The organism is Paraburkholderia fungorum, from assembly GCF_046026025.1.
Lineage (GTDB): Bacteria > Pseudomonadota > Gammaproteobacteria > Burkholderiales > Burkholderiaceae > Paraburkholderia > Paraburkholderia fungorum_E.
This window is the reverse complement of sequence record NZ_JAQQFL010000057.1, coordinates 1-22,990: the sequence shown is the minus strand read 5'-3', so window position 1 is coordinate 22,990 and position 22,990 is coordinate 1. Positions and strand designations below refer to the sequence as shown.

Annotated in this window: 19 protein-coding genes; 13 read left to right on the top strand and 6 right to left on the bottom strand. The window is 63.3% G+C overall.

Translation table 11 applies throughout. The features are described from left to right. The first annotated feature begins 20 nt into the window (after positions 1 to 20). Entirely contained in the window at positions 21 to 341 is a 321-nt protein-coding gene (locus tag PQR67_RS36910) for an Mpo1-like protein (RefSeq protein ID WP_408467721.1), read from the top strand. Positions 342 to 431: 90 nt separating this feature from the next. On the opposite strand, the gene PQR67_RS36905 is transcribed toward PQR67_RS36910, so the two are convergent. After that, a complete protein-coding gene (locus tag PQR67_RS36905; RefSeq protein WP_408467728.1) occupies positions 432 to 1,745 on the bottom strand; it encodes a YihY family inner membrane protein in 1,314 nt (437 codons plus the stop codon). A gap of 128 nt (positions 1,746 to 1,873) precedes the next feature. Here PQR67_RS36905 and wrbA point away from each other — a divergent pair, with 128 nt between their 5' ends. From wrbA to PQR67_RS36880, 5 genes are all read left to right on the top strand, one after another. Then, positions 1,874 to 2,476 (top strand): NAD(P)H:quinone oxidoreductase, encoded by a 603-nt coding sequence (gene wrbA / locus PQR67_RS36900; RefSeq protein ID WP_408467720.1) that lies wholly within the window; start codon positions 1,874 to 1,876, stop codon positions 2,474 to 2,476. Then, positions 2,473 to 3,048 carry a DUF2069 domain-containing protein gene (locus PQR67_RS36895; RefSeq protein ID WP_408467719.1) on the top strand — a complete coding sequence of 192 codons (576 nt, stop codon included), beginning with the start codon at positions 2,473 to 2,475 and terminating at the stop codon, positions 3,046 to 3,048. Before wrbA ends, PQR67_RS36895 begins: the two co-directional genes overlap by 4 nt. 60 nt (positions 3,049 to 3,108) lie before the next feature. Continuing rightward, complete coding sequence (locus PQR67_RS36890) at positions 3,109 to 4,527, top strand: FAD-binding oxidoreductase (RefSeq protein WP_408467718.1); 1,419 nt, start codon at positions 3,109 to 3,111, stop codon at positions 4,525 to 4,527. A gap of 51 nt (positions 4,528 to 4,578) precedes the next feature. Beyond that, a complete protein-coding gene (locus tag PQR67_RS36885; RefSeq protein ID WP_408467717.1) occupies positions 4,579 to 5,385 on the top strand; it encodes a metallophosphoesterase in 807 nt (268 codons plus the stop codon). A gap of 119 nt (positions 5,386 to 5,504) precedes the next feature. Continuing rightward, positions 5,505 to 6,224, top strand: coding sequence for an SOS response-associated peptidase (locus PQR67_RS36880; RefSeq protein WP_408467716.1), 720 nt, complete (start codon positions 5,505 to 5,507; stop codon positions 6,222 to 6,224). Between the two features lie 45 nt (positions 6,225 to 6,269). Here the strand turns inward: PQR67_RS36880 and PQR67_RS36875 are convergent, their stop codons facing one another. Both PQR67_RS36875 and PQR67_RS36870 read right to left on the bottom strand, forming a co-directional pair. Then, positions 6,270 to 6,428, bottom strand: a complete 159-nt coding sequence (locus tag PQR67_RS36875; protein ID WP_408467715.1) for a hypothetical protein — start codon at positions 6,426 to 6,428, stop codon at positions 6,270 to 6,272. A gap of 241 nt (positions 6,429 to 6,669) precedes the next feature. After that, entirely contained in the window at positions 6,670 to 7,608 is a 939-nt protein-coding gene (locus PQR67_RS36870) for a LysR family transcriptional regulator (protein WP_408467714.1), read from the bottom strand. Positions 7,609 to 7,762: 154 nt separating this feature from the next. On the opposite strand from PQR67_RS36870, the gene PQR67_RS36865 reads away from it, so the two are divergent. From PQR67_RS36865 to PQR67_RS36850, 4 genes are read left to right on the top strand one after another with little or no spacing between them, the layout of a single operon-like run. Beyond that, on the top strand, positions 7,763 to 9,385 hold the full coding sequence (locus PQR67_RS36865; protein ID WP_408467713.1) for an efflux transporter outer membrane subunit: 1,623 nt from the start codon (positions 7,763 to 7,765) through the stop codon (positions 9,383 to 9,385). A gap of 11 nt (positions 9,386 to 9,396) precedes the next feature. Further along, positions 9,397 to 11,607, top strand: coding sequence for an FUSC family protein (locus tag PQR67_RS36860; protein ID WP_408467712.1), 2,211 nt, complete (start codon positions 9,397 to 9,399; stop codon positions 11,605 to 11,607). Beyond that, on the top strand, positions 11,597 to 11,797 hold the full coding sequence (locus tag PQR67_RS36855) for a DUF1656 domain-containing protein (protein WP_012433767.1): 201 nt from the start codon (positions 11,597 to 11,599) through the stop codon (positions 11,795 to 11,797). Before PQR67_RS36860 ends, PQR67_RS36855 begins: the two co-directional genes overlap by 11 nt. A gap of 13 nt (positions 11,798 to 11,810) precedes the next feature. Then, on the top strand, positions 11,811 to 12,671 hold the full coding sequence (locus PQR67_RS36850; protein ID WP_408467711.1) for an efflux RND transporter periplasmic adaptor subunit: 861 nt from the start codon (positions 11,811 to 11,813) through the stop codon (positions 12,669 to 12,671). Between the two features lie 381 nt (positions 12,672 to 13,052). Here the strand turns inward: PQR67_RS36850 and PQR67_RS36845 are convergent, their stop codons facing one another. Beyond that, positions 13,053 to 14,732, bottom strand: a complete 1,680-nt coding sequence (locus PQR67_RS36845) for a methyl-accepting chemotaxis protein (RefSeq protein WP_408467710.1) — start codon at positions 14,730 to 14,732, stop codon at positions 13,053 to 13,055. Positions 14,733 to 15,253: 521 nt separating this feature from the next. Here PQR67_RS36845 and PQR67_RS36840 point away from each other — a divergent pair. Together PQR67_RS36840 and PQR67_RS36835 are read left to right on the top strand one after the other, a co-directional pair. Beyond that, entirely contained in the window at positions 15,254 to 16,519 is a 1,266-nt protein-coding gene (locus PQR67_RS36840; protein ID WP_408467709.1) for an MFS transporter, read from the top strand. Positions 16,520 to 16,721: 202 nt separating this feature from the next. Next, positions 16,722 to 18,626, top strand: a complete 1,905-nt coding sequence (locus PQR67_RS36835; protein WP_408467708.1) for a propionate--CoA ligase — start codon at positions 16,722 to 16,724, stop codon at positions 18,624 to 18,626. A 150-nt stretch (positions 18,627 to 18,776) separates the two neighbouring features. On the opposite strand, the gene PQR67_RS36830 is transcribed toward PQR67_RS36835, so the two are convergent. Both PQR67_RS36830 and PQR67_RS36825 read right to left on the bottom strand, forming a co-directional pair. Continuing rightward, positions 18,777 to 19,568: a 5'-methylthioadenosine/adenosylhomocysteine nucleosidase gene (locus PQR67_RS36830; RefSeq protein ID WP_408467707.1), complete on the bottom strand. Its 792-nt coding sequence runs from the start codon at positions 19,566 to 19,568 to the stop codon at positions 18,777 to 18,779. A 110-nt stretch (positions 19,569 to 19,678) separates the two neighbouring features. Next, positions 19,679 to 22,030 (bottom strand): UvrD-helicase domain-containing protein, encoded by a 2,352-nt coding sequence (locus PQR67_RS36825; protein ID WP_408467706.1) that lies wholly within the window; start codon positions 22,028 to 22,030, stop codon positions 19,679 to 19,681. Between the two features lie 59 nt (positions 22,031 to 22,089). Here PQR67_RS36825 and PQR67_RS36820 point away from each other — a divergent pair, with 59 nt between their 5' ends. Next, complete coding sequence (locus PQR67_RS36820; RefSeq protein ID WP_408467705.1) at positions 22,090 to 22,338, top strand: hypothetical protein; 249 nt, start codon at positions 22,090 to 22,092, stop codon at positions 22,336 to 22,338. Positions 22,339 to 22,990 lie beyond the last annotated feature (652 nt).

The window sequence follows — 22,990 nt, the reverse complement described above, 5'->3', positions numbered from 1 at the left end:
GTCGACCTTCGGAGGCCGTGATGGCTCAAACCGCGCACACCGATCACTTCGCGAGTTTCGCGGAGTTCTATCCGTACTATCTGAGCGAGCATCGCAACACGGTGTCGCGGCGGCTGCATTTCGTGGGTTCGCTCGGCGTGATCGGCTGCCTCGCCATGGCGCTCGCCACCGGTAACTGGGCATGGCTGCCGGCTGCCGTCATCTGCGGATATGGTTTTGCCTGGGTGGGGCATTTCTTCTTCGAGAAGAACCGGCCGGCCACCTTCCGGCATCCGCTTTATAGCCTGATGGGCGATTGGGTGATGTTCAAGGACATCTGCGTAGGGAAAATTTCGCTGTAGACGGTCGGCGCTTCAGGCTGCCTGTTCATGCGGTCTGTTCATGCGGCCTGCTCATGCAATACGCTCAGGTAGCACGCTTATGCAGCGCACTCAGGCGGCCTGATGCGGCATTGAAGAAGCACCCTGTTCGTTTTCCTGGGCGCGCGCTGCCCGCGCGGCGGCACGCGCCGCCAGCAGCGTGGCGAGCGTCACTTTCAGCTTGTCGTTTTCCAGCGCCGCCAGCAGTGTCTGCCCATCCACACGCGTGGAGTTCAGTTCAAGCTGATAGTCGAGCTCGGCGCGGTCGATCACGAACAGGTCGAACAGACGCTCGACCGTGATCTGCGCCGGATTTGCCAGCAACAGGAAGTGCGGACGCGTGCCGTCCTCCTGCAAGCGCGCAATCCAGTCGATCTCTTCGAGCTTTTGCAGCAGATTGATCGTGGTGTCCATCTCACGGCGAAGCATGCGTGAAAGTTCAGGCACCGTGTAGCCCCGCTTGCCCGCATCGCGTGCTTCCGAAAGCCGCGCGAGAAGTTCAAGCGAATCGAACAGATTGCTGCCCTCGAACGTCGGGCGATGAAACTGGCCAATACGGATCGCTGGCAATGCCGATGCGATCATCGCGCCGGCCAGCGCAATGAACCAGCATAGATACATCCACAGCAGGAATAGCGGCACGGCGGCAAATGCACCGTACACCGCCGTGTAGGTCGGAATCCTGCGCACGTAGTAGCCAAAACCGCGCTTGGCGAGTTCGAAGGCGATCGCGGCAGCAACGCCGCCGATCACCGCGTCGCGCCACTCCACCCGGCAGTTCGGCAGAAACACATAAAGCATCGTGAAGGCGAGTGCCGTCAATGGCAACGCGGCGCTTGTCAGCGCCCAGTCGATCACCGACGGAATATGCTGGGCCCCGGTGAACGCCATGGAGCGCGTGAACAGATAGGAAGAAATCGACAGACTCACGCCGATCAGAATCGGACCGAGCGTGATGATCGCCCAATAGACCAGAATGCGCTGCGCGATCGGCCGCGCCTTGCGCACCCGCCAGATCACGTTGAAAGCGGATTCCACTGTCATCATCGTCATGACGGCGGTGACGAACAGAAAAATCATACCGATGGTCGTCAGGCCCTTGGCCTTCGACGCGAACTGGTTCAGGTAATTGAAAATCTGACTGTTGAGCTGCGCGGGCATCAGATGGTCGGCGAGGAAAATTTGCAGCGACATCTGGAACGAGCTGAAAATCGGAAACGCCGTAAACAGCGCGAACGCGACCGTGGCGAGTGGCACGAGCGCAAGCATGGTGGTGAACGTGAGGCTGCCGGCCACCTGCGGAATGCGGTCTTCGCTGCTGCGCTTCGCGGCAAACTGCGCGAGCCGTTTGAGCTTGTCGAGATCGAAACGCACCCTGGACAACAAACCCACCTTCTTACCTCCCTGCTTGATCAAACGGTGTTTCAGGACCGTGCGCGAGGCCTGGCCGAATGGCTATGGATGGCCTCTACAGCGGACCCAGCCCCTATAATACCCGTTCACCGATGAGGCCTATGAAAGACATTCTCGTGCTCTATTACAGCCGTCACGGCGCGACCCGCGAGCTTGCGCTGGCGATCGCGCATGGCGTCGACAGCGTCCCCGGCATGCAGGCGCGCGTGCGCACCGTACCGGCGGTTTCCACCGTCTGCGAAGCAACCCAGCCGGACATTCCCGCTGAAGGGCCGCCCTACGTCGAACTGCGCGATCTCGAAGAATGCGCCGGTCTCGCGCTCGGTTCGCCTACCCGTTTCGGCAACATGGCCGCGTCGCTGAAATACTTTCTCGACGGCACCACGCCGCAGTGGCTTTCGGGTGCGCTGTCCGGCAAACCCGCTTGCGTGTTTACCTCCACCGGCAGCTTGCACGGCGGCCAGGAGTCAACGCTGCTCTCCATGATGCTGCCGCTTTTGCATCATGGCATGCTGATCGTCGGCATTCCGTACACCGAGAGTACGCTCTCCACCACGCAAACTGGCGGCACGCCCTATGGCGCGTCGCATTTCGCACGCGCCGGCAGCGCCGAACAGGGCATCTCCGCCGACGAGAAGACGCTCGCGATTGCGCTCGGCGCGCGCGTTGCCCGCACGGCGGCATCCATGAGCGAACGGCCGTGAACGAGCCGCATGCATCGGGCGCACCGGGCGCTGCCAACGATTCGAACAATTCGAACGCCACGATGCCCGTGAGCAGCCGCAACGCGCACTCCGCCGGTTCGTCGCCGGAGGACTCAGCAACGAACACGCCCATGCGCCCAACCAGCATGCCCGTGCCGCAAAAACGCGCCGCCGCTTTCGGCGCCACCGCCGCCCTGCTCGCGCTGATCGTCTTGTCCGTCGCCTGGGAATGGTGGCTCGCGCCCCTGCGCCCTGGCGGCTCGGCACTGGTGCTCAAAGCCGTACCGCTCCTGCTCGCCCTGCCCGGCGTATGGCGGCACCGGCTTTACACGTTGCAATGGGCGTCGATGTTGATTCTGCTGTATTTTGCCGAGGGCATTGTGCGCGGCTGGAGCGACCCCGGCCTGAGCGCCCGCCTCGGCTGGCTCGAAACTGCCCTCTCGTTGGCTTTCTTCGTCTGCACGCTCGCGTACGTCGCGCCGTTCAAGCGCGCGGCAAAGCGGGCAGCGAGGCAAGCCGCAACCGGAAACGCACGGCAGGACGCCGGGCAGGCCGAGGAAAGCCCACGCTGAGAACAGCGCTTCTCGCGTAACCTGTCCGCCAAACGCCGCCGAACACCCTGACCGACCAATATGACCCAAGCCGCTTTCCTCACCGCTTGCCGCGACGCCATCGGCGCGTCCCAGGTGCTGACCGATCCACACGACACCGCCCCCTACCTCACCGACTGGCGCCGCCGCTACACCGGCGCGGCCTGCGCGGTGCTCTGTCCGGCCACCCCTGACGAAGTCGCCGCACTCGTCAAACTTGCCGTCGAGCATCGCATCGCGCTGGTGCCGCAAGGCGGCAACACGGGTCTTGCCGGTGGCGCCACGCCGGATGCAAGCGGCGCGCAGGCGGTCATCAGTCTGCGCCGCCTGAACCGTGTGCGCGACATCGATCCGCACAACAACACGATCACCGTCGAAGCGGGCGTCATTCTCGCCGACGTGCAGAAGCACGCGGAGGAAGCCGGCCGCCTGTTCCCCCTGAGCCTCGCCGCCGAAGGCAGTTGCACGATCGGCGGCAATCTCGCCACCAATGCGGGCGGCACCGGCGTACTGCGCTACGGCAACACGCGCGAGCTCTGCCTGGGCCTCGAAGTCGTCACGCCGCAAGGCGAACGCTGGGACGGCCTGCGCGGACTGCGCAAGGACAACACCGGCTACGACCTGCGCGATCTGTTCATCGGCGCGGAAGGCACGCTCGGCATCATCACCGCCGCCGTGCTCAAGCTGCATCCGCAACCGGCCGCGCGCGTCACGGCGCTCGCCGCGCTCGCGTCGCCCCATGCGGCGCTCGATTTCCTGTCACTCACGCAACGCGTCGCGGGACCGCTTCTGACCGGCTTCGAATTGATGTCGGACTTCTGCCTGCGGCTGGTGGGCCGGCATTTCGAACAGATGCGCTATCCGTTTGCCGAACCGCATGCTCAGATCGTGCTACTCGAACTGTCAGACAGCGAAAACGAGGCGCACGCACGCGGACTATTCGAGCGCCTGATGGAAACCGCGCTCGAAGAAGGCCTGGTCGAAGACGCGGTGGTCGCGGAAAACCTCGCGCAGTCGCGGGCGTTCTGGAACCTGCGCGAACACATCCCGCTCGCGCAGGCTGAGGAAGGCCTGAACATCAAGCACGATATCGCCGTGCCGATTTCGCGCATTGGCCACTTCATCGAGGAAACCGATGCGGCGATCGCGCAAGCCGTGCCGGGCGTGCGTATGGTCACGTTCGGCCATCTCGGCGACGGCAACCTGCACTACAACGTGCAGGCGCCCGAAGGCGTCGACGCGAAGGCGTTTCTCAAGATGTGGCAAGCTCCGATCAATCAGCTCGTCTACGACAGCGTGCATCGGCATCGCGGCAGCATCAGCGCCGAACACGGCTTGGGCCAGTTGAAGATCGACGAGGCCATGCATTACAAACAGGACGTCGAGGTGCAATTGATGCGCGCCGTCAAACATGCACTCGATCCGCTGAACCTGATGAACCCGGGCAAGGTGCTACGCTAGGGTTTAAAGCCAGCGCCGTTTCGTGCGGGGCCCATTGCAGGAGTCGTCGTCGTGAAGATTCGCGTGCTGTCCGATCTGCATCTGGAAAACGATGAGCCCGAGCTGATCCCGCATGCGCAAGCGGATCTGATCGTGCTGGCCGGCGACATCCACAATCACGCGGCCGGCCCGCGCTGGGCCGCGCAAACCTTCGACGGCGCCGTGCCCGTCATCTACGTGCCCGGCAATCACGAGTACTACGACGGCGAATTCGGCGCGCTCGAAACCGCCCTTTATGACGCCGCCGCGCAAGTCGACAACGTGCATGTGCTGAACAATGCCGCACTGGTCGACCCGCAAGGCCGCTGGCGCGTGCTCGGCACCACCTTGTGGACCGACTTCGCGTTATACGGCGGGGATCCTGACACACTCGCCGAGTGCATCGACGCATCGCGCCGGGTGATGCTCGACTTCCGTGGCCTGATCGAGATGAACTGGCCGCACGACACTCAGGACTCGCCGCGCGACTTCACCCCTGACGACTCGCTCGCGTTGCACCGGAAAGCGCGCGCCTGGCTCGAATGCGAGCTGGCAAAACCGTTCGAGGGCAAGACGATCGTCGTCACGCATCACGCGCCACATCGGCTGAGTCTGGCCGAGCGTTATGCAGAAGATCGCGTGTCGGCCGGATTCGTCAATCATTTGCCGCAACTGGTGCGTTCACCCGTCGCATTGTGGATTCACGGACATACGCATACGCCATTCGACTACACCGTGAACGGCACGCGCGTGGTGTGCAATCCGCGCGGCTATCTGGACCGGCGCACCGGTCAGCCGGAGAATCCGCAATTCGCGTGGGACAAGGTCGTCGAGATATAGCGGCGGCTTGGGGCCAATCTGGGTAGCGCTGCCACGCGCCACGCACTACGCTGGAGTGTCGTTGAGTTCGGGTTCGAGCCGGTCAAACCCGCCAGACCGGTGATCTCCGGAGGTCGCTCATGTGTGGTCGAATCAGCCAGTACCGCGATCCGCATCTGTACATACAGCAGCTTGGCCTCGCCGATCCGCTGATGCTGTTCGACGCCGCCGATCGCCGTCCCGGCTACAACCTCGCGCCAGGCACCCATCCGCTCGCGATTTACCCGGATCAAACGCTGCGCGCGATCCACTGGGGTTATTGCCCGGATTGGGCACGCGCGCAACATCTGCCGCAGACGATCAACGCGCGCGCCGAAACCGCGCCGCATACGCGCTACTTCAAGGACTTGTGGAAAACGGGCCGGGTATTGGTGCCGGTGGACGGCTGGTTCGAATGGCGCATGGAAGCGGCGCCAGGAACATCAAACGGGGATAACACGGGGGAAGCCGACGTAACGGTCCGCCAACCCTATTTCGTGCATCTGAAGAGCGACGCACCGATGTACCTCGCGGCCCTGTCCAGTGTACACGGCACGGAACCGCAAACGGAGGGCATGGGATTGGTGATCGTGACGGCCACCGCCGACGCGGGTCTTGTCGACGTACACGGCCAACGCCCGCTGGTGTTCGCGCCGGAAGCGGCGCGCCGCTGGCTGGACCCGGCCCAGCAATTCGACGAACTCGACCAACTCGCGCGCGGTGCCTGTCTGCCCGCCGCGCGGTTTCGCTGGCACCGGGTGAGCCTCGAGGTGGACCGCACGCTCAACGACGAGCCAGCTCTGATCGAAGCGCTGCACTGAACGCGCTGAACGTGCTGAACGAGGATCGAAACGGACTGATTAGCCTCAACGATCGCGCCGTTGCCCCTGGGAATCAGGGCGCTCGACCTCGACCGGCACCAGTTGCGGCTGCTGGTCGCGCAGGCGGCGCAGCAGATCGCGCGACGCGGCGATTCCAATCAGTCCCAGCATGACGGCCACGCCGATCATCAGATGCGTATCCATGAATTCCTCGTCCTAATCTGTTGCGGTTGTTGCGATTTGCCGAACGGCGGCTAATTGAACGCGTCCAGCTGAATGCGGCAGCGCGTGAAACCACACGTTAGCAAATCGACCACGGCGCAGAAGTAAGGAAATGTTGCGGCGCGGCGTTTATGTAACAGGCTGTCACGCCGCGCCGGCCTGGAACCGTCAACCATCGTCAACCGCCCGCGTGGTACCGCTTCAGTGCCGTTTCAGTGCCGTTTCAGCTACGCGCGAACTGGCGCAACTCTTCCTGATCGACGGCCAGCGTGGCGGGCAGTTCGTCGCGCAAAAATTCGACCCAGGTGCGAATTTTTGCGTCCAGATACTGCCGGGACGGATACAGCGCGTACAGATTCATCTCCTGCGAGGTGTATTCCGGCAACAGCCACACCAGTTCGCCGCTACGCAAGCCGCTGATCGCCGAGTAGATTGGAATCAGTCCGATCCCCATGCCTCTCGAGGCCGCGACCGCCATCGCTTCGGCGACATTCACCTGGAAGGTGGCCGCGCCGAGGGCGATCGTTTCCTCGCCATTCGGGCCGTCGAAGGTCCATTTGTCGATCGGAAACACCGGCGTGACCAGTTGCAGGCAAGTGTGCTGCGCGAGGTCCGCGGGCGTTTGCGGCACGCCGTGCCGCTCCAGATAAGCCGGCGACGCGCACGCAATGCTGAACGCGCTGCCCAGCCGCTGCGACACCAGCCCCGAATCCGGCAGACCGGTGGCCAGTGTCAGCGATACGTCGAAACCTTCGTCGAGCAGATCGGGCATGCGCTGCGCGAGCGTCAGTTCGATATGCACGTCCGGATAGCGCTCCTGATAGCGGCCCACCGCCGGCACCACGTAGTGCTGGCCGAAGCTCGTCATGGCGTGGACTTTAAGCTTGCCGGACGGGCGCGCGTGGGCGTCGCTCGCCTCCGCTTCCGCCTGATCCACGTACGCGAGAATCTGCTCGCAGCGCTGCAGATAGCGCTCACCCGCCTCGGTCAATGCGATGCGGCGCGTGGTGCGGTTCAACAGACGCGTGCGCAGATGGGCTTCCAGATCGGAAACCGCGCGCGACGCGTACGCCGTGGTCGTATTCAGGTGCTGCGCGGCACCCGTAAAACTGCCCGCTTCGACGACGCGGACAAATACACGCATGTTTTGAAGCGTATCCATACTTTTCCTAGTGTTCGGCAGCGATTGTTACACGATTCGCAAAGGCGATTATCTCATTTTAGGTAAAAATGCCTTGCATCTTTACCGGTTATTCCCCAATCAATCAAAAAATATAATGACGCACATGCTTCTATAGCCAATTTTGGAGGAAATCGTGCAGTCTCCGGTACAGAAAGGGATCGCCGCAGCCGCGGTTCTTACGATCCTATTAACAATCGCCGGCTGTGCAAGTACCGGAGGCATCGCCCCGCAAGACCGCGGAATGGAGCCCTCCTCGCTCGACGCAGGTAACGCCATCCGGGCCGCCAACGCGGACGCCAAATGGCCGGCCGCCGACTGGTGGCGCGCCTACAACGATCCGCAGCTCAACCAGTGGGTCGACGCGGCACAGGTGGGAAATCCGAGTCTCGCTGTCGCTCAGGCGCGCGTGCGCGAAGCCGTATCGATGGCGGGTGTCGCCCGCTCTGCGCTCTCGCCGCAAGTCAACGGCAGCCTGTCGATCCAGCGTCAGAAATGGGCCGACAACCTCTATTACGGCCCGGGACCGCTCGCGGGCGAGCAGTCGTGGAACAACACCGGCACGCTGGGTCTGTCGTACAACCTCGATCTGTGGGGCAAGGACAAGAACGCCGCCGAGCGTGCGCTCGACACCGCCCATGCGAGCGCGGCGGACTTCCGCGCCGCCCAGCTCGAACTGGAAGGCAACGTGGTGCGTACCTACATCGAACTGTCGATGAACTACGCGCTGCTCGACATTGCCAAATCCACGCTGCAGCAACAGCAGCAGATCGTCGATCTCGCGAACCGGCGCCTGAAAGGCGGTATCGGCACGCAGCTCGAAGTGAGCCAGGCCGAAACGCCGATGCCGGAGTACGAACGCCAGATCGACGCGATCGAGGAAAAGATCGCCCTCGGCCGCAATCAACTGGCCGCGCTGGCCGGCAAGGGCCCGGGCGCCGGTGACGCGATCCAGCGCCCGGCACTCGCGCTCGACAATGCCCCCGCCGCCCTGCCGAGCGCCCTGCCCGCGGATCTGATCGGCCATCGGCCGGACGTCGTGGCGGCTCGCTGGACGGTCGCGGCGCAAGCGCGCGGTATCGACGTCGCCAAGGCCAGCTTCTATCCGGACATCAACCTGCTGGCGTCGATCGGCGGTTATGCGGCAATGGGGCCGCTGTTCCAGTTCCTGAAGGACCCGTCGCATAGCTGGAGCGCGGGTCCGGCGCTGTCGCTGCCGATCTTCGACGGCGGGCGGCTGCGCTCGCAACTCGGCGCGGCCTCGGCTGGGTACGACGAAGCAGTCGAGCGCTATAACCAGTCGATCGTCGGTGCGCTGAAAGACATCTCCGATCAGGTGATCCGGATCCGTTCGCTCGCAACCCAGGCGCAGGACGCCGACCGTTCGGTCGCGGCGGCTCGCAAGAATTACGATCTTGCGCGCGAAGGCTATCGGCGCGGTTTGACCGACTATCTGAACGTGCTGGTCGCGCAAAGCCAATTGCTGCGCGCGCAGGAAGGCGTCGCGAAGATTCAGGCGGAGCGGCTGAATGCGCATGCGTCGCTAGTCACGGCGTTGGGGGGCGGACTCGACGAACCGGCCAACGGGCCGCAGGCGAACGAGACCTTGCCGGCGCATGGGAAGGGTAAGAACCAGCCGGCGGCAGGCGCGGCCACGGCGGATCACGCCGGGACCACCGCCGCCTCGGCACCGGCACCGGCTTCCACCGGCACCAAGCACGCACAGGGTCCGTCCGCCAACGTGCCCGCGGCTGAGTAAGGAAGCCGGCCATGTCAGCCTCCCCCTCTCCCGCCTCGCGCCCGACGTCGTTTGCCGCGCTCTACTCGGCCGCCGCCGACTGGGCCCGCACCGACGGCCTCACCTGGGTCTATCTGTTCAAGGCGCTCGCCGCCTGCTTTCTCGCACTCGGCATTGCGATGAAACTCGACCTGCCGCAACCGCGCACCGCCATGACCACCGTGTTCATCGTGATGCAGCCGCAAAGCGGGATGGTGTTCGCCAAAAGCTTCTACCGGATCTGCGGCACGCTGGTCGGCCTCGTCGTGATGCTGGCGTTGATCGGCCTGTTCGCGCAGCAGCCGGAACTGTTCATCGTCACGACCGCGATCTGGGTCGGCATCTGCACGGCGGGCGCCGCGCGCAATCGCAATTTCAAATCGTATGGCTTCGTGCTGGCCGGTTATACCGCCGCGCTGATCGGCATCCCGGCCTCCCAGCATCCGGATGGCGCGTTTCTAAGCGCGCTCACGCGGGTGGCCGAAGTGGTGGTCGGCATCCTCTGTGCGGGCGCGGTCAGTGGCCTCGTGTTTCCGCAATTCACCGGTTTGCAGATGCGTGGCACCGTGCGTGCGCGTTTCTCGGCGTTCGTCGAGTATGTGTCGGCCTCGCTGGCCGGCCGCAACGACCGCGCGCAAATCGAGGCGACCAACGCGGGCTTCGTCGCCGACATTGTCGGTTTCGAAGCGGCGCGCAGTGTCGCCGTATTCGAAGGCCCCGATTCGCGGATGCGCGGCGGGCGCCTCGCGCGTCTGAACAGCGAGTTCATGACCGCTTCGACGCGCTTTCACGCGCTGCATCAGTTGATGAACCGGCTGCGCGATACGAATACGAGCGGTGCGGCCGTCGCCGTCGACGCGCTGGAGCCGTACTTCAAGGAAATCGCCCCGTTGCTCGCGAAGTCCGGCGAACCGGTGTTGAGCGCCACGGATGCCGCCCACGCCGCCGCGCAGCTCGACGCGTACAAAGCGGAGTTGCCCAGGCGGGTCCGCGCGACTCGCGCCGCGCTGGAAACGCAGCCGGACGCGCCGCTGCTCGACTTCGACACGGGCGCCGAACTGCTGTACCGCTTCATCGACGATCTGCACGCGTACGCGGCCACTTATGCCTCGCTTGCCGTCGACACGCACGAACGCGAGCGCTGGATCGAGCGCTATGAACCGAAGACGAACGCGATCGCCGCGAGCGTCGCCGGCCTGCGCGCGACGATCGTCATGATCGTGCTCGGCGCCTTCTGGATCGCGACCGCGTGGCCGAGCGGATCGACCTTGACGCTGGATGCCGCGGCGGTGTGCGCGCTGGCGTCGTCGTCGCCGAATCCGAAGCGCACCGCGTTCCAGATGGCCGGCGGCACGCTGGTCGCCTCGGTGATGGGCATGATCGCGGTGTACGGCGTGTATCCGCACATCGACGGGTTTCCGCTGCTGTGCGCCGCGCTCACGCCGTTCCTGCTGCTCGGCGTATTCATGACGACACGCCCGGCGCTGGCCGGCTACGGCGTGGGCTACTGCATCTTCTTCTGCTTCCTGGCCGGCCCCGACAACCTGATTCACTACGACCCGAGCGGCACCATCAACGACGCGATTGCGCTGGTGCTGTCGATGCTGGTGTGCGCGGTTGCCTTTGCCGTGCTGCTGCCGCCTTCCACACCCTGGCTGCGCAACCGCCTGCTGGTGGACCTGCGCCGCCAGGTCACGCTGGCGAGCCGTGCGGGCATGCGCCGGGTGCGGTCGCGCTTCGAGAGCGGCGCACGCGATCTGATGTTCCAGATCAACGCGCTCGCGCAGAACGAACCCGAGCTCAAGCGCGACACCTTGCGCTGGCTCTTTTCGGTGCTCGAAGTGGGCAACGCGATGATCGATCTGCGCCGCGAAGTGGCGGCACTCCCCGCCGACGCGCGTTACGCGAAGTCGATGCCGTGGCGTGTCGCCTTGCGTGCGATGCGCGATGCGCTGACCGCGCTGTTCGAACGGCCGCGCGCGGACCGCTTCGACCGTGCGCTGTCCGCAACCGTCGACGCCATCGCCGCGGTTCAACTGATGCTGGCCACGTTCACGCCCCCGCGAGAAGAGCGGCATCAGTTGCAACGCATTCTGAGTCAGTTGCATTTCATTCGTACCGCGCTGCTCGATCCGCAATCGCCGCTTGAACCGCTGGTGAACGCACGGACCGACGCATCAGAAGGAGTTCGTCATGCCACGTGATATCGCCGTTTTCGACGCCTACGTGCCGGCCATTGTGCTGCTGTTTATCGCGGGCGCCGCGCTTACCTGGGTGTTGGACCGCGTGATTGCCTATACGGGCGTGTATCGCGTGGTATGGCATCCGTCCTTGTTCCGGGCCAGCTTGCTCGTGTGTGTGTGCGGCGTGCTGGGTCTCGCCGTTTATCGTTGATCAGAGTCGAAACATGACCATCCGAAATATTGTTGGCTTCGTCGCGACAGCCATTATTTTTATCGTTGCGATTTTGATTGGGCGCGTGTTGTGGGTTCATTACATGGATGAGCCGTGGACACGTGATGGGCGCGTGCGCGCCGAGATCGTCAATGTGGCGCCTGATGTGTCTGGCGCGGTTGTTGATTTGCCTGTTAAGGATAACCAACTGGTTAAGAAGGGCGATCTGTTGATGCAGATTGATCCTTCGCATTATCAGATTGCTGTTGAGCAGGCGCAGGCTGCTGTTGCCGCGCGCAAGGCCGAGTTGCAGATGAAGCGCGATGATGCGCAGCGGCGGGCGGATATGGATGCTTTAGTCGTGTCTAAAGAGAGTCGTGAGAATGCGACTCATACTGCGTCTGCTGCTGAGGCTTCTTATCAGCAGGCTTTGGCTGCGCTCGATGCTGCCAAGCTTAATCTGGAGCGGACTCGGGTCGTGTCGCCGGTTGATGGGTATGTCACTAACCTGAATGTCTTTCGCGGTGACTATGCCACGGCTGGGGCCGCCAAGCTGGCGATCGTCGATAGTCACTCGTTCTGGGTTTATGGGTATTTTGAGGAGACTAAGTTGCCTCATGTTCATATTGGCGATAAAGCCGAAGTTCGGCTGATGAGCGGCGGTACCCTGCAGGGGCATGTCGAGAGTATCTCTCGGGGGATCTATGATCGGGATAATCCCGAAAGCCGTGAGCTGCTGGCTGATGTGAATCCGACTTTTAATTGGGTTCGGTTGGCGCAGCGCGTGCCCGTGCGGGTGAGGATTGATTCTGTGCCTGAGGGGGTTGTGCTTGCGGCTGGGATTACTTGTACTGTTGTTGTTAGGCCTGGCTAAGCTGTTTTTTTTGCCTTCGCGGCGCTTGGTGGGATGTTTGCTTGTTGTGGCGGACTTTTCTTGGTCTGGCTCTTGGGCCTTTCCTTGAATTGATATTGGTCTATTAGCGTTGCCCCTGTGCGGGGCGGCACCTACTTTTCTTTGCCTGCCGCAAAGCAAAGTAGGCAAAAGAAAGCGGCTCACACCGCTAACTCTTAAGCGGGTCCCCCGCGCAGTCACGGCAGTGGTGCATCTGGAATCCGTGCTCTCGCACACTCCGCCCTGGTGACAAGGCACTCATTCTTCCGGCGGCGCTGCGCGCGCCGAACGGTCCCTCCTGATGCCAGGTCGTTCCTCGTTCGTGAAGCTTCTGGCGCGGTTTGCGGTTTCCCGTCTCCCGTTTTATAACCTGAACTTGCCGACCATCTGCTTCAGGCCGCGCGCCTGATCATCCAATGATCTGGCTGCCGCTGTTGCCTGTTCCACCAATGCCGCGTTCTGTTGTGTGCCGGAGTCCATCTGGGTCACCGCGAGGTTGATCTCCTCGATCCCCGCGCTCTGCTCGGATGACGCCGCGGATATCTCGCCCATGATGTCCGTCACGCGCTTCACCGCCTTGACCACCTCATCCATGGTCTGCCCGGCATCTTGGGCCAATGTCGAACCGTTGCTTACCCGCTCCACCGAGGTGTTGATCAATCCCTTGATCTCCTTGGCAGCCGCCGCGCTACGCTGGGCAAGATTGCGCACTTCGGCTGCCACGACAGAAAATCCACGGCCCTCTTCGCCAGCTCGGGCTGCTTCCACCGCAGCGTTCAACGCGAGAATGTTGGTCTGGAATGCAATCCCCTCGATCACGCCAATAATGTCGCCAATGCTCCGCGCGCTGTCGTTGATCTCGTTCATCGTCGCCACCACGCGACTTACTACGGCACCGCCCTTCTCCGCAATCTCCGATGCGTTGTTGGCCAAGGTGCTCGCCTGCTTCGCGTTGTCAGCGTTCTGTCTGACCGTCGAGGTCAACTGCTCCATGCTGCTCGCCGTCCGCTCAAGCGCCATCGCCTGCTGCTCAGTGCGCTGCGACAAGTCGAGATTGCCCATCGAAATTTCACCCGATGCCGTCGCGATCGCGTCAGCGCTGGACGCAATGTCGGAAACCGTCGTCGCAAGGCCGCTTTGCATGTCGTGCAACGCGTACAGCATGCTCGACTTGTCGCGGCGGCCCAGCGTGATCTGATTCGACAGGTCGCCCGCGGCGATCCGGCTCGCAATTTCCTTGGCGTAGGCCGGTTCGCCGCCGAGCTGGCCGCCCAGGCGTCGCACCACCCACTCGCTAATGCCGAACGCCAGTGCGATCAGCCCGACCGTCATCACCGCGATCATCACGAACGACGAATGGAAGATAAAACCGGATGCCTCGATGGTCGCCTTCGCGGCCGTGCCACGCTGCGCAACGAGTTCGTCGACGAGTTTTTCAAGCTTGCCCGTCTCGACCAGCAACGACACGTCCTGAGTACCGACCTGCCAGTTCATCTGCGATAGATCCAGCGGCTGCGCTTTCACCAGCTTCACAAAATCACGCAGGTGGCCGCTCCATACCGCAACGGCTGCAGCAAATTTCTTCTGCTGATCGACCGCCTTCGCGTCGGATGTGTCGACGTACTGTTGCAGCGTGCCGAGTTCCACGGTGAGACCGCTCAAACCCTTGTCGATGTCGGCGCCGAGATCGTCGCGCTCCTTGGCGGTGGTCGCGGTGAGCAGCATCTTCTGCGCACGGCTCGCGCGCAGCATGTGGCCGCGCGCCTCTTCGGCCGCGCGGCTCGCCACGTGGCCCTGGTCGTAGATCGATTGCGCCGAAGCATTCAGACGGCTGATCTGGGTCAGAGAAAACACCCCGATCGCGAGCGTGCCGATCAGCAGCACGGCAAACGCGAGCCGCAGCATCGCCTTCACCGACAAGCCCTTAAGCCGCACGGCACGCGAGCGGCTTCCCTCGCCTCGCGATGGCGACGGCCTGGCCGCCGCTTCCCCTTCCGCCACGAACCCTGCGCCCGTCTGGCCACCCAGCGAAACTGCTTTCATATTCCTCGTCCCCGCGTATCGAACTGCCGGAAAGGTCGGTTCCGGCATTCATGCTTATCTCTCCGGGTCTACGGCATAAACGTCTGCGATCTTTAACGCCGCTCGCATCATGCCGACCGTCATGCCCGGTCCTCGACGCATCGCTTTGTAAGCTTCGCGCCCGCGACCGTTTTATACATGGCCAAAAATCCCCGAACCGCATTTATCAGACGGCTTGCCAATCGCGCGTGGCAATGGCAACACACTCACCGCCAGCACCATCGCAGTGCACCAAACGCCCAATTTCCGCGCCGTCGTGACGGCCGGACAGACTCACACGTGTCCGATTCGCGACAAAACTTGTCCTTACATTTCGTCGAAGCCACATTAAACTTCGACAAATAGGTGACAACGCCGGTTACCGCGTCGAAATGCCGCACCGCTCGCGTACCCATCGAATTGGCTAGCGAACCTGAAGAACGACAGCGCGTCCGCAGCCTGAAATCATGACCTTTCACCCTTTCTCCTCTCTCATCTAGCGTATGGAAACGAGCCTCGATAAAAGCGCCCTCGCCGGCGCCTCAGCCTCTCCCGCCAGCCCTGCCAACCCCGCCGCCGCGCAGCCCGCCGCGAAAGTCCAGCGCACGGTCTACTCCGTGCTGGGCGCGATCAGCTTTTCGCACTTGCTCAACGACATGATCCAGTCGTTGATTCTGGCGATCTATCCGATGCTGAAAGACAACTTTTCGCTGTCGTTCGGGCAGATCGGGCTAATCACGCTGACCTATCAGATCACCGCGTCGCTGCTGCAACCGCTGGTCGGCAGCTATACCGACAAGCATCCGAAGCCGTATTCGCTGCCCGTCGGCATGGGCTTCACGCTCTGCGGGCTACTGCTGATGTCGGTTGCGCCGAGTTTCGGCGTGCTGCTGGTAGCGGCGGCGTTAGTCGGTTGCGGCTCGTCAGTGTTCCATCCTGAATCGTCGCGGGTGGCGCGCCTGGCCTCGGGCGGCCGGCATGGTCTGGCACAGTCGCTGTTCCAGGTGGGCGGCAATGCGGGTTCGTCGCTCGGACCGTTGCTCGCCGCGTTGATCGTGATTCCGCACGGCCAGCGCAGCATCGCGTGGTTTTCGGTGGCGGCGCTGGTGGCGATCGTCGTGCTCACGCAGATCGGCCGCTGGTACAAACAGCATCCCGCGGTGAAAAAGACGCGCAGCCAGACCGGTCACGCGACCCTGTCGCGCAACCAGGTCATGTTCGCGATGGCTGTGCTGATGCTGCTGGTGTTCTCCAAGTACTTTTACCTCGCCAGCATCAACAGCTATTTCACGTTCTATCTGATCGACAAGTTCCATCTGCCGGTGCAGGCCGCACAGGTCCACCTGTTCGTGTTCCTCGCGGCGGTCGCGGCAGGCACGGTGATCGGCGGTCCGATCGGCGACCGGATCGGCCGCAAGTATGTGATCTGGGTGTCGATCCTCGGCGTTGCGCCGTTCACGCTGCTGCTGCCGTACGCCAACCTGTTCTGGACCGGGGTGCTGACGGTGATCATCGGTATCGTGCTGGCTTCGGCGTTCTCGGCGATTCTCGTCTATGCGCAGGAACTGATCCCCGGCAAGGTGGGGATGGTCGCGGGCCTCTTCTTCGGTTTCGCGTTCGGCATGGGCGGGGTCGGCGCTGCCGTGCTCGGACAGTTGGCCGACGCCACCAGCATCACGTATGTGTACAAGGTCTGCTCGTTCCTGCCGTTGATCGGCATGCTGACGGTGTTCCTGCCGAATCTCGAAGGCAAGCGCGCGAAAGCGTGATGTGCTCACTCGTGCGGAAGTGAACGAAAAAAGGCGCTGCGGCGCCTTTTTTCTTGTCCCCGCTCATGGTGAACCCGCGTTGTCCGCTCAGCCACGCGTGCACTATGCTTGTGCGGATGGTCGCACTGCCCTCTCGCCTCGCCCAGCAGCCGTACGACTCGCCATTCCTTGCTTCACTCACGCAGCAGAAGGACCGCCGCCGATGACCGCCTACCGCGACTTCCACCGCCGTTCGATCGAGCAACCCGAAGCATTCTGGCGTGAAGAGGCGCAGCGGATTCATTGGCAGACGCCGTTCGATACCGTGCTCGACCGCTCGAATCCGCCGTTCGCGCGCTGGTTCGTCGGCGGTCGCACGAACCTGTGCCATAACGCGGTGGACCGGCATCTGGCCGAACGTGCTCAGCAGAATGCGCTGGTGTACGTGTCGACGGAAACCGGCATCGAGCGGCACTACACCTACGCCGAACTGCACGCGGAAATCAACCGCATGGCTGCGGTGATGCGCTCGCTGGGCGTGAAGCGCGGCGACGTCGTGCTGCTCTATCTGCCGATGATCCCCGAGGCGCTGTTCGCGATGCTCGCTTGCGCGCGGCTCGGCGCGATTCATTCGGTGGTGTTCGGCGGCTTCGCGGCCCCCAACCTGGCGGCGCGCATCGACGACGCGAAACCGGTGCTGATCGTGACCGCCGACGCCGGCGCGCGTGGCGGCAAGGTGATCGACTACACGCCGCTGATGGACGAGGCGCTTGCGCGCGCAACCCACAAGACACCGCACGTGCTGCTGATCGATCGCCAGTTGGCGCCCGAACGCCTGAACGCGAGCTACCTCGTCGCCTACGAGCCGCTGCGCGAGCAGTTTTTCAATGCGCATGTGCCATGCGAATGGCTCGAATCGAACGAGCCGTCGTACGTGCTGTACACCTCGGGCACTACCGGCAAGCCGAAGGGCGTGCAGCGCGACGTCGGCGGCTACGCGGTGGCGCTGGCGGCATCGATGGAACACATCTTTCAGGGCAAGCCGGGCGACACGATGTTCACCGCGTCCGACGTGGGCTGGGTGGTGGGCCACAGCTACATCGTCTATGCGCCGCTGATCGCGGGCCTCACTACCGTGATGTACGAAGGCACGCCGATCCGGCCGGACGGCGGTATCTGGTGGCGCCTCGTGGAACAGCACAAGATCAACCTGATGTTCACCGCGCCGACCGCGCTGCGCGTGCTGAAAAAGCAGGATCCGGCGCTGCTGAAAAAGTCCGATCTGTCGAGCCTGCGCACGCTGTTCCTCGCCGGCGAACCGCTCGACGAACCGACCGCCGCATGGATCGCCGGCGCGCTCGGCAAGCCTGTGATCGACAACTACTGGCAGACCGAAACTGGCTGGCCGATGCTGGCCATTCCGCGCGGCGTCGAGGTGCTGCCCACCAAGCTCGGCTCGCCGGGTGTGCCGTCGGCCGGCTTCAATCTCACCTTGCGCAACGAACTGACCGGCGAGCCCTGCCCGCCCGGCGAAAAAGGCGTGCTCGCGCTCGGATATCCGTTGCCGCCGGGCTGCATGTCCACGGTCTGGGGCGACGACAAGCGCTTTATCAGCACGTACTGGTCGAGCGTGCCGAACCAGCAGGTCTACTCGACCTTCGACTGGGGCATCCAGGACGAAGACGGCTACGTGACGATCCTCGGCCGCACCGACGACGTGATCAATGTGGCCGGCCATCGGCTCGGCACGCGCGAAATCGAGGAAGCGTTATCGAGCCACGCGGCGGTCGCGGAAGTGGCGGTGGTCGGCGTGACCGATGCGCTGAAGGGTCAGGCGGCCATGGCGTTCGTCGTACTGCGCGACGCGCAGGCCTATGCGGACGACAAGGCGCGGGCCAAACTGCAAGCCGCACTTAGCGCGACGGTCGACCGCCAGCTCGGCGCGATTGCGCGGCCGGCGCGCGTGGTAGTGGTGTCGATGCTGCCGAAGACGCGCTCCGGCAAGCTGCTGCGCCGCGCGATTGCGGCGCTGGCCGAGGGCCGCGAACCGGGCGATTTGCCGACCATCGAGGATCCGGCGGCGCTGCAGCAGGTGCGGGAGGCGCTGGACGGTTCAGGGAAAGGCTAGCCTCGGCCGGGCTGACGGATCTGGCAGTCTGCGGGGAATCGACTTGCTAGCTTGAGCATGGCCTCGTAAGCCTGCCCGACAAGCGTGCGGCGATCCGCACGCCAGCCTGCGATCAGATTTGCGCGAGCACGCGTATGTGAGAGGCGAGTTTCAGACCGAGCTACGCGCCTCCAGAAACCGCGTCAGGATCGCATTCGAATACGTCCCGGCGATCTCCGTGAGAAACGACACGAACGATTGCGGCGCGTGATCGTCGGCGGTGTCGGAGATGGTACGCACCACTGCGCACGGCACGCCGTACTCGTAACAGACCTGCGCGATCGCCGCGCCTTCCATCTCGACCGCGAGCGCATCCGGCAGCGCGTCGCGCAAGGCTTTGACGCCCGTTGCGCTCGCCACGAACTGATCGCCACTGATGATCAAGCCGCGATGCACACGCGGCTCGCGCGTGCCGAAGCGAGCCGCCGACGCAGCGCCCTCTTCAGCAACAAAACGCTCGCACGCGGCGGCGAGTTGATCGGCAAGCGCCGCATCGGCCGCGAAGCGCGACACGCCGAGCAGCGGCACCTCGAAGCGCGGGAACAGCGGCGACGCGTCGAGATCGTGCTGCATCAGCACGTTGGCGACGACGATATCGCCGACCCGCACCTCCGTCCCCACGCCACCCGCAACGCCGGTAAACACCACCGCTTCGACATCGAATGCATGAATCAACGCACTGACCGTGGCCGCCGCCGCGACCTTACCGACGCGCGCCAGCGTCACGACGCAAGGCGCGCCGTGCACCGTGCCAAGGTGATAGTCACGCTGACCGTGGGTGATCGTGCGTACGCCGGATTCGGCGCGCATTGCTTCGATCAGATCGCCGAGCTCTTGTGGCAACGCCGCCAGAATGCCGAGCGGACGATGCGAGACCGGTGCACCGCTGCGGTCCGGATTCATGCCAGCCGTACTGGCTGCAGGCGCGCCTGAATTTGCTGCGCCGACGGCAGCCGAGCCTGATGCTGTCGCGCCCACGCCGTCCGCCCCTGCCCCTTGTATCCCGCCCGCGCTCATTCCACCGCCTGCAATTTGGCGACCGCAAGCGCCAGCCACTTCTCGCCGTGCCGTTTGAATTTGACCTGCGCCTTGGCATCCGTGCCGCCGCCTTCCAGCGCGGTGACCGTGCCTTCCCCAAACTTGGTGTGGAACACCTGCTGGCCAACCCGAAAGCCCGTATCAGCCGCGCGCTGTTCGTTCGCAAAGGCCGGCAACGGCGCCGGGGTCGACGACGACGGGCCCGTGTAACCCGGCCGCGCGAACCAGTCACGGCCATACCCGGCGTTGTCCGAGCGGCCGCCCCAACGTGCGCCCGCCTCGACTTTCGGCGTGAGCCACTTGAGCGTTTCCTGCGGCAGTTCGTCGAAGAAACGCGAACGGATGTTGTAGCGCGTCTGGCCGTGCAGCATCCGGCTCTGCGCAAACGACAGATACAAACGCTCCTTGGCCCGCGTGATCGCCACGTACATCAGACGGCGCTCTTCTTCCAGACCGTCCGACTCCATCGCGCTGTTCTCGTGCGGGAACAGCCCTTCCTCGAGACCCGTAATGAACACCGCTGTGAACTCGAGGCCCTTGGCCGCGTGCACCGTCATTAACTGCACCGCTTCCTGACCGGCTTGCGCCTGGTTGTCGCCGGCTTCCAGCGATGCGTGCGACAGGAAACCGGCGAGCGGCGTCATCGTGTCCGGGTTTTGCGCCGGATCGGCGATGCCGGGCGCGTCCAGCACGACGGTATTCGGATCGTCGGTGGCGACGGCCAACTCGGGCGCCGCGGTTGCGCCTGGGCGCAGCGGAATCGAGCGCGCCGGCGTATCCATGCCGTAGCCTTCTTCGCTGACGAAAGCAGCGGCCGCGTTGACCAGTTCCTGCAAGTTCTCCAAGCGGTCCTGGCCTTCGCGTTCGTTCTGATAGAACTCCGTGAGACCGCTCGTGCGGACCACGAATTCGACCGTTTCAGGCAGGCTCATTTGCTGCGTTTCCGCGCGCATCCTGCCGACCAGGTTTGCGAAACTCGCGAGGCTCGACCCCGCCTTACCCGCGACATACGGAATCGCCGCGGCCATCGAGCAGTTGTACAGACGCGCCGCGTCGGCAAGTTGCTCGATCGAGCGCGCGCCGATGCCGCGCGTGGGGAAATTGACGACGCGAGCGAACGCGGTGTCGTCGTTCGGATTGTCGATCAGGCGCAGATAGGCGAGCGCGTGCTTGACTTCCTGACGCTCGAAAAAGCGCAGACCGCCGTACACGCGATACGCGATGCCCGCATTGACCAGCGTGTGTTCGATCGTGCGCGACTGCGCGTTGCTGCGGTACAGGATCGCTACTTCGCTGCGCGACGTGCCAGTGCTGATCAGCGCCTTGATTTCCTCGACGATCCAGCCGGCTTCCTGCGTATCGGTGGCGGACTCGTAGACGCGCACCGGTTCACCGTGACCCGCATCGGTACGCAGATTCTTGCCCAGACGCCGCGAGTTATTGGCGATCAGTTGATTGGCGGCGTCGAGAATATGGCCGTGCGAGCGGTAGTTCTGCTCCAGCTTGATCATGTGCCGGACGTTGAACTCGTGTTCGAAGTCGCGCATGTTGCCGACGTTCGCGCCGCGGAAGGCGTAGATCGACTGATCGTCGTCGCCGACCGCGAAGATCGAGTTGGTCTGCCCGGCCAGCATTTTCAGCCACGCGTATTGCAGCTTGTTGGTGTCCTGGAACTCGTCGACGAGGATGTGCCTGAAGCGCGCCTGATAGTGGGCGCGCAGCGGCGGATTGTGCGCGAGCAGTTCGAAGCAGCGCAGCAGCAGTTCCGGAAAGTCGACGACGCCTTCGCGCTGGCATTGCTGGTCGTAGGCTTCGTAGAGCTCGACGAATTTGCGGTTGAAGTTGTCGGTGGCGTCGACGTCTTTCGGGCGCAGGCCTTGTTCTTTCGAATTGTTGATGAAGTACTGGAGATTTTTCGCCGGGTACTTTTCGTCGTCGATGTTAAGGCCCTTCATCAGACGCTTGATCGCGGAGAGCTGGTCCGCGGTATCGAGGATCTGGAAGGTGGCGGGCAAGCCCGCGTCGCGATGATGCGCGCGCAGCATGCGGTTGCATAGGCCGTGGAAGGTGCCGATCCACATGCCTCGCGTGTCGATCGGCAAGAGTGCTGACAGACGCGACATCATTTCGCGGGCGGCTTTATTGGTGAAGGTCACCGCCAGGATGGTGGCGGGCGACGCCAGGCCGTGCTGGATGAGCCACGCGATCCGCGTGATGAGGACGCGGGTTTTGCCGCTGCCCGCGCCGGCAAGGATGAGCGCTGGCTCGTTGGGGAGCGTGACGGCGGCGTGTTGTTCGGGGTTTAGATTGGCTAGCAGATCGGGCATTTTTTGGGAGGACGGCGGAGGCGTTCGACATTATATGCCCCTCCGGGGTTGGGGTTTTTTTGGGTTTTTTTTTGGGTTTTTTTGCCTTCGTGGCGCTTTGTTTGTCTGGATGGTTGTGGGTGGTTGTTGCTGTTGTTGTTGCTGTTGTTGCTGTTGTTGCTGTTGTTGTTGCTGTTGTTGTTGCTGTTGTTGTTGCTGTTGTTGTTGCTGTTGTTGTTGGCCTTTCCTTGCTTTGTTTGTGGTCTATTAGTGTTCCCCCTGTGCGGGGGGGGCACCTACTTTTCTTTGCCTGCCGCAAAGCAAAGTAGGCAAAAGAAAGCGGCTCAAACCGCTAATTCTTAAGCGGGTCCCCCGCGCAGTCACAGTAGTGGTGCATCTGGAATCCGTGTTCTCGCACATTCCGCCCTGGTGACAAGGCACTCATTCTTCCGGCGGCGCTGCGCGCGCCGACGCGCAGTTCATGAAACCACCCGCTGCGTTTTCGCGCTCATGACGTTCGTCCTTCCTGAAACTACCCGCCATGCTTTTGCTCCCACGGTTTGCCGGGTTCCCTGACTCGTCGGTGCATCGCCGCCGGGGGCATAACCTCGGCCGCGCAGCAAACACGGCTTGTCGTTGAATCGCTGTCGCGCATACAACGACGACGTCCGTACCGTGAGTGCACGCATCGCATTGCATTGCATTCGAAATGGAGTTCGCCAAAGACAGCGCGAACGCTCCGCCGAGGCGAAGCCGATGGCCCCCACCGAACCCAAACGAAGCCCCGGGTTTCCCATGCAGACCCGTCCGCGACGCACGCAGTGCGGAGTGGGAGCGAATGAGCGCCTTGTCACCAGCGCGGAGTGCGCGGGGGCACGGATTCCAGATGCACCACTACCGTGGCTGCGCGGGGGACCCGCTTATGAGTTAGCGGTTTGAGCCGCTTTCTTTTGCCTACTTTGCTTTGCGGCAGGCAAAGAA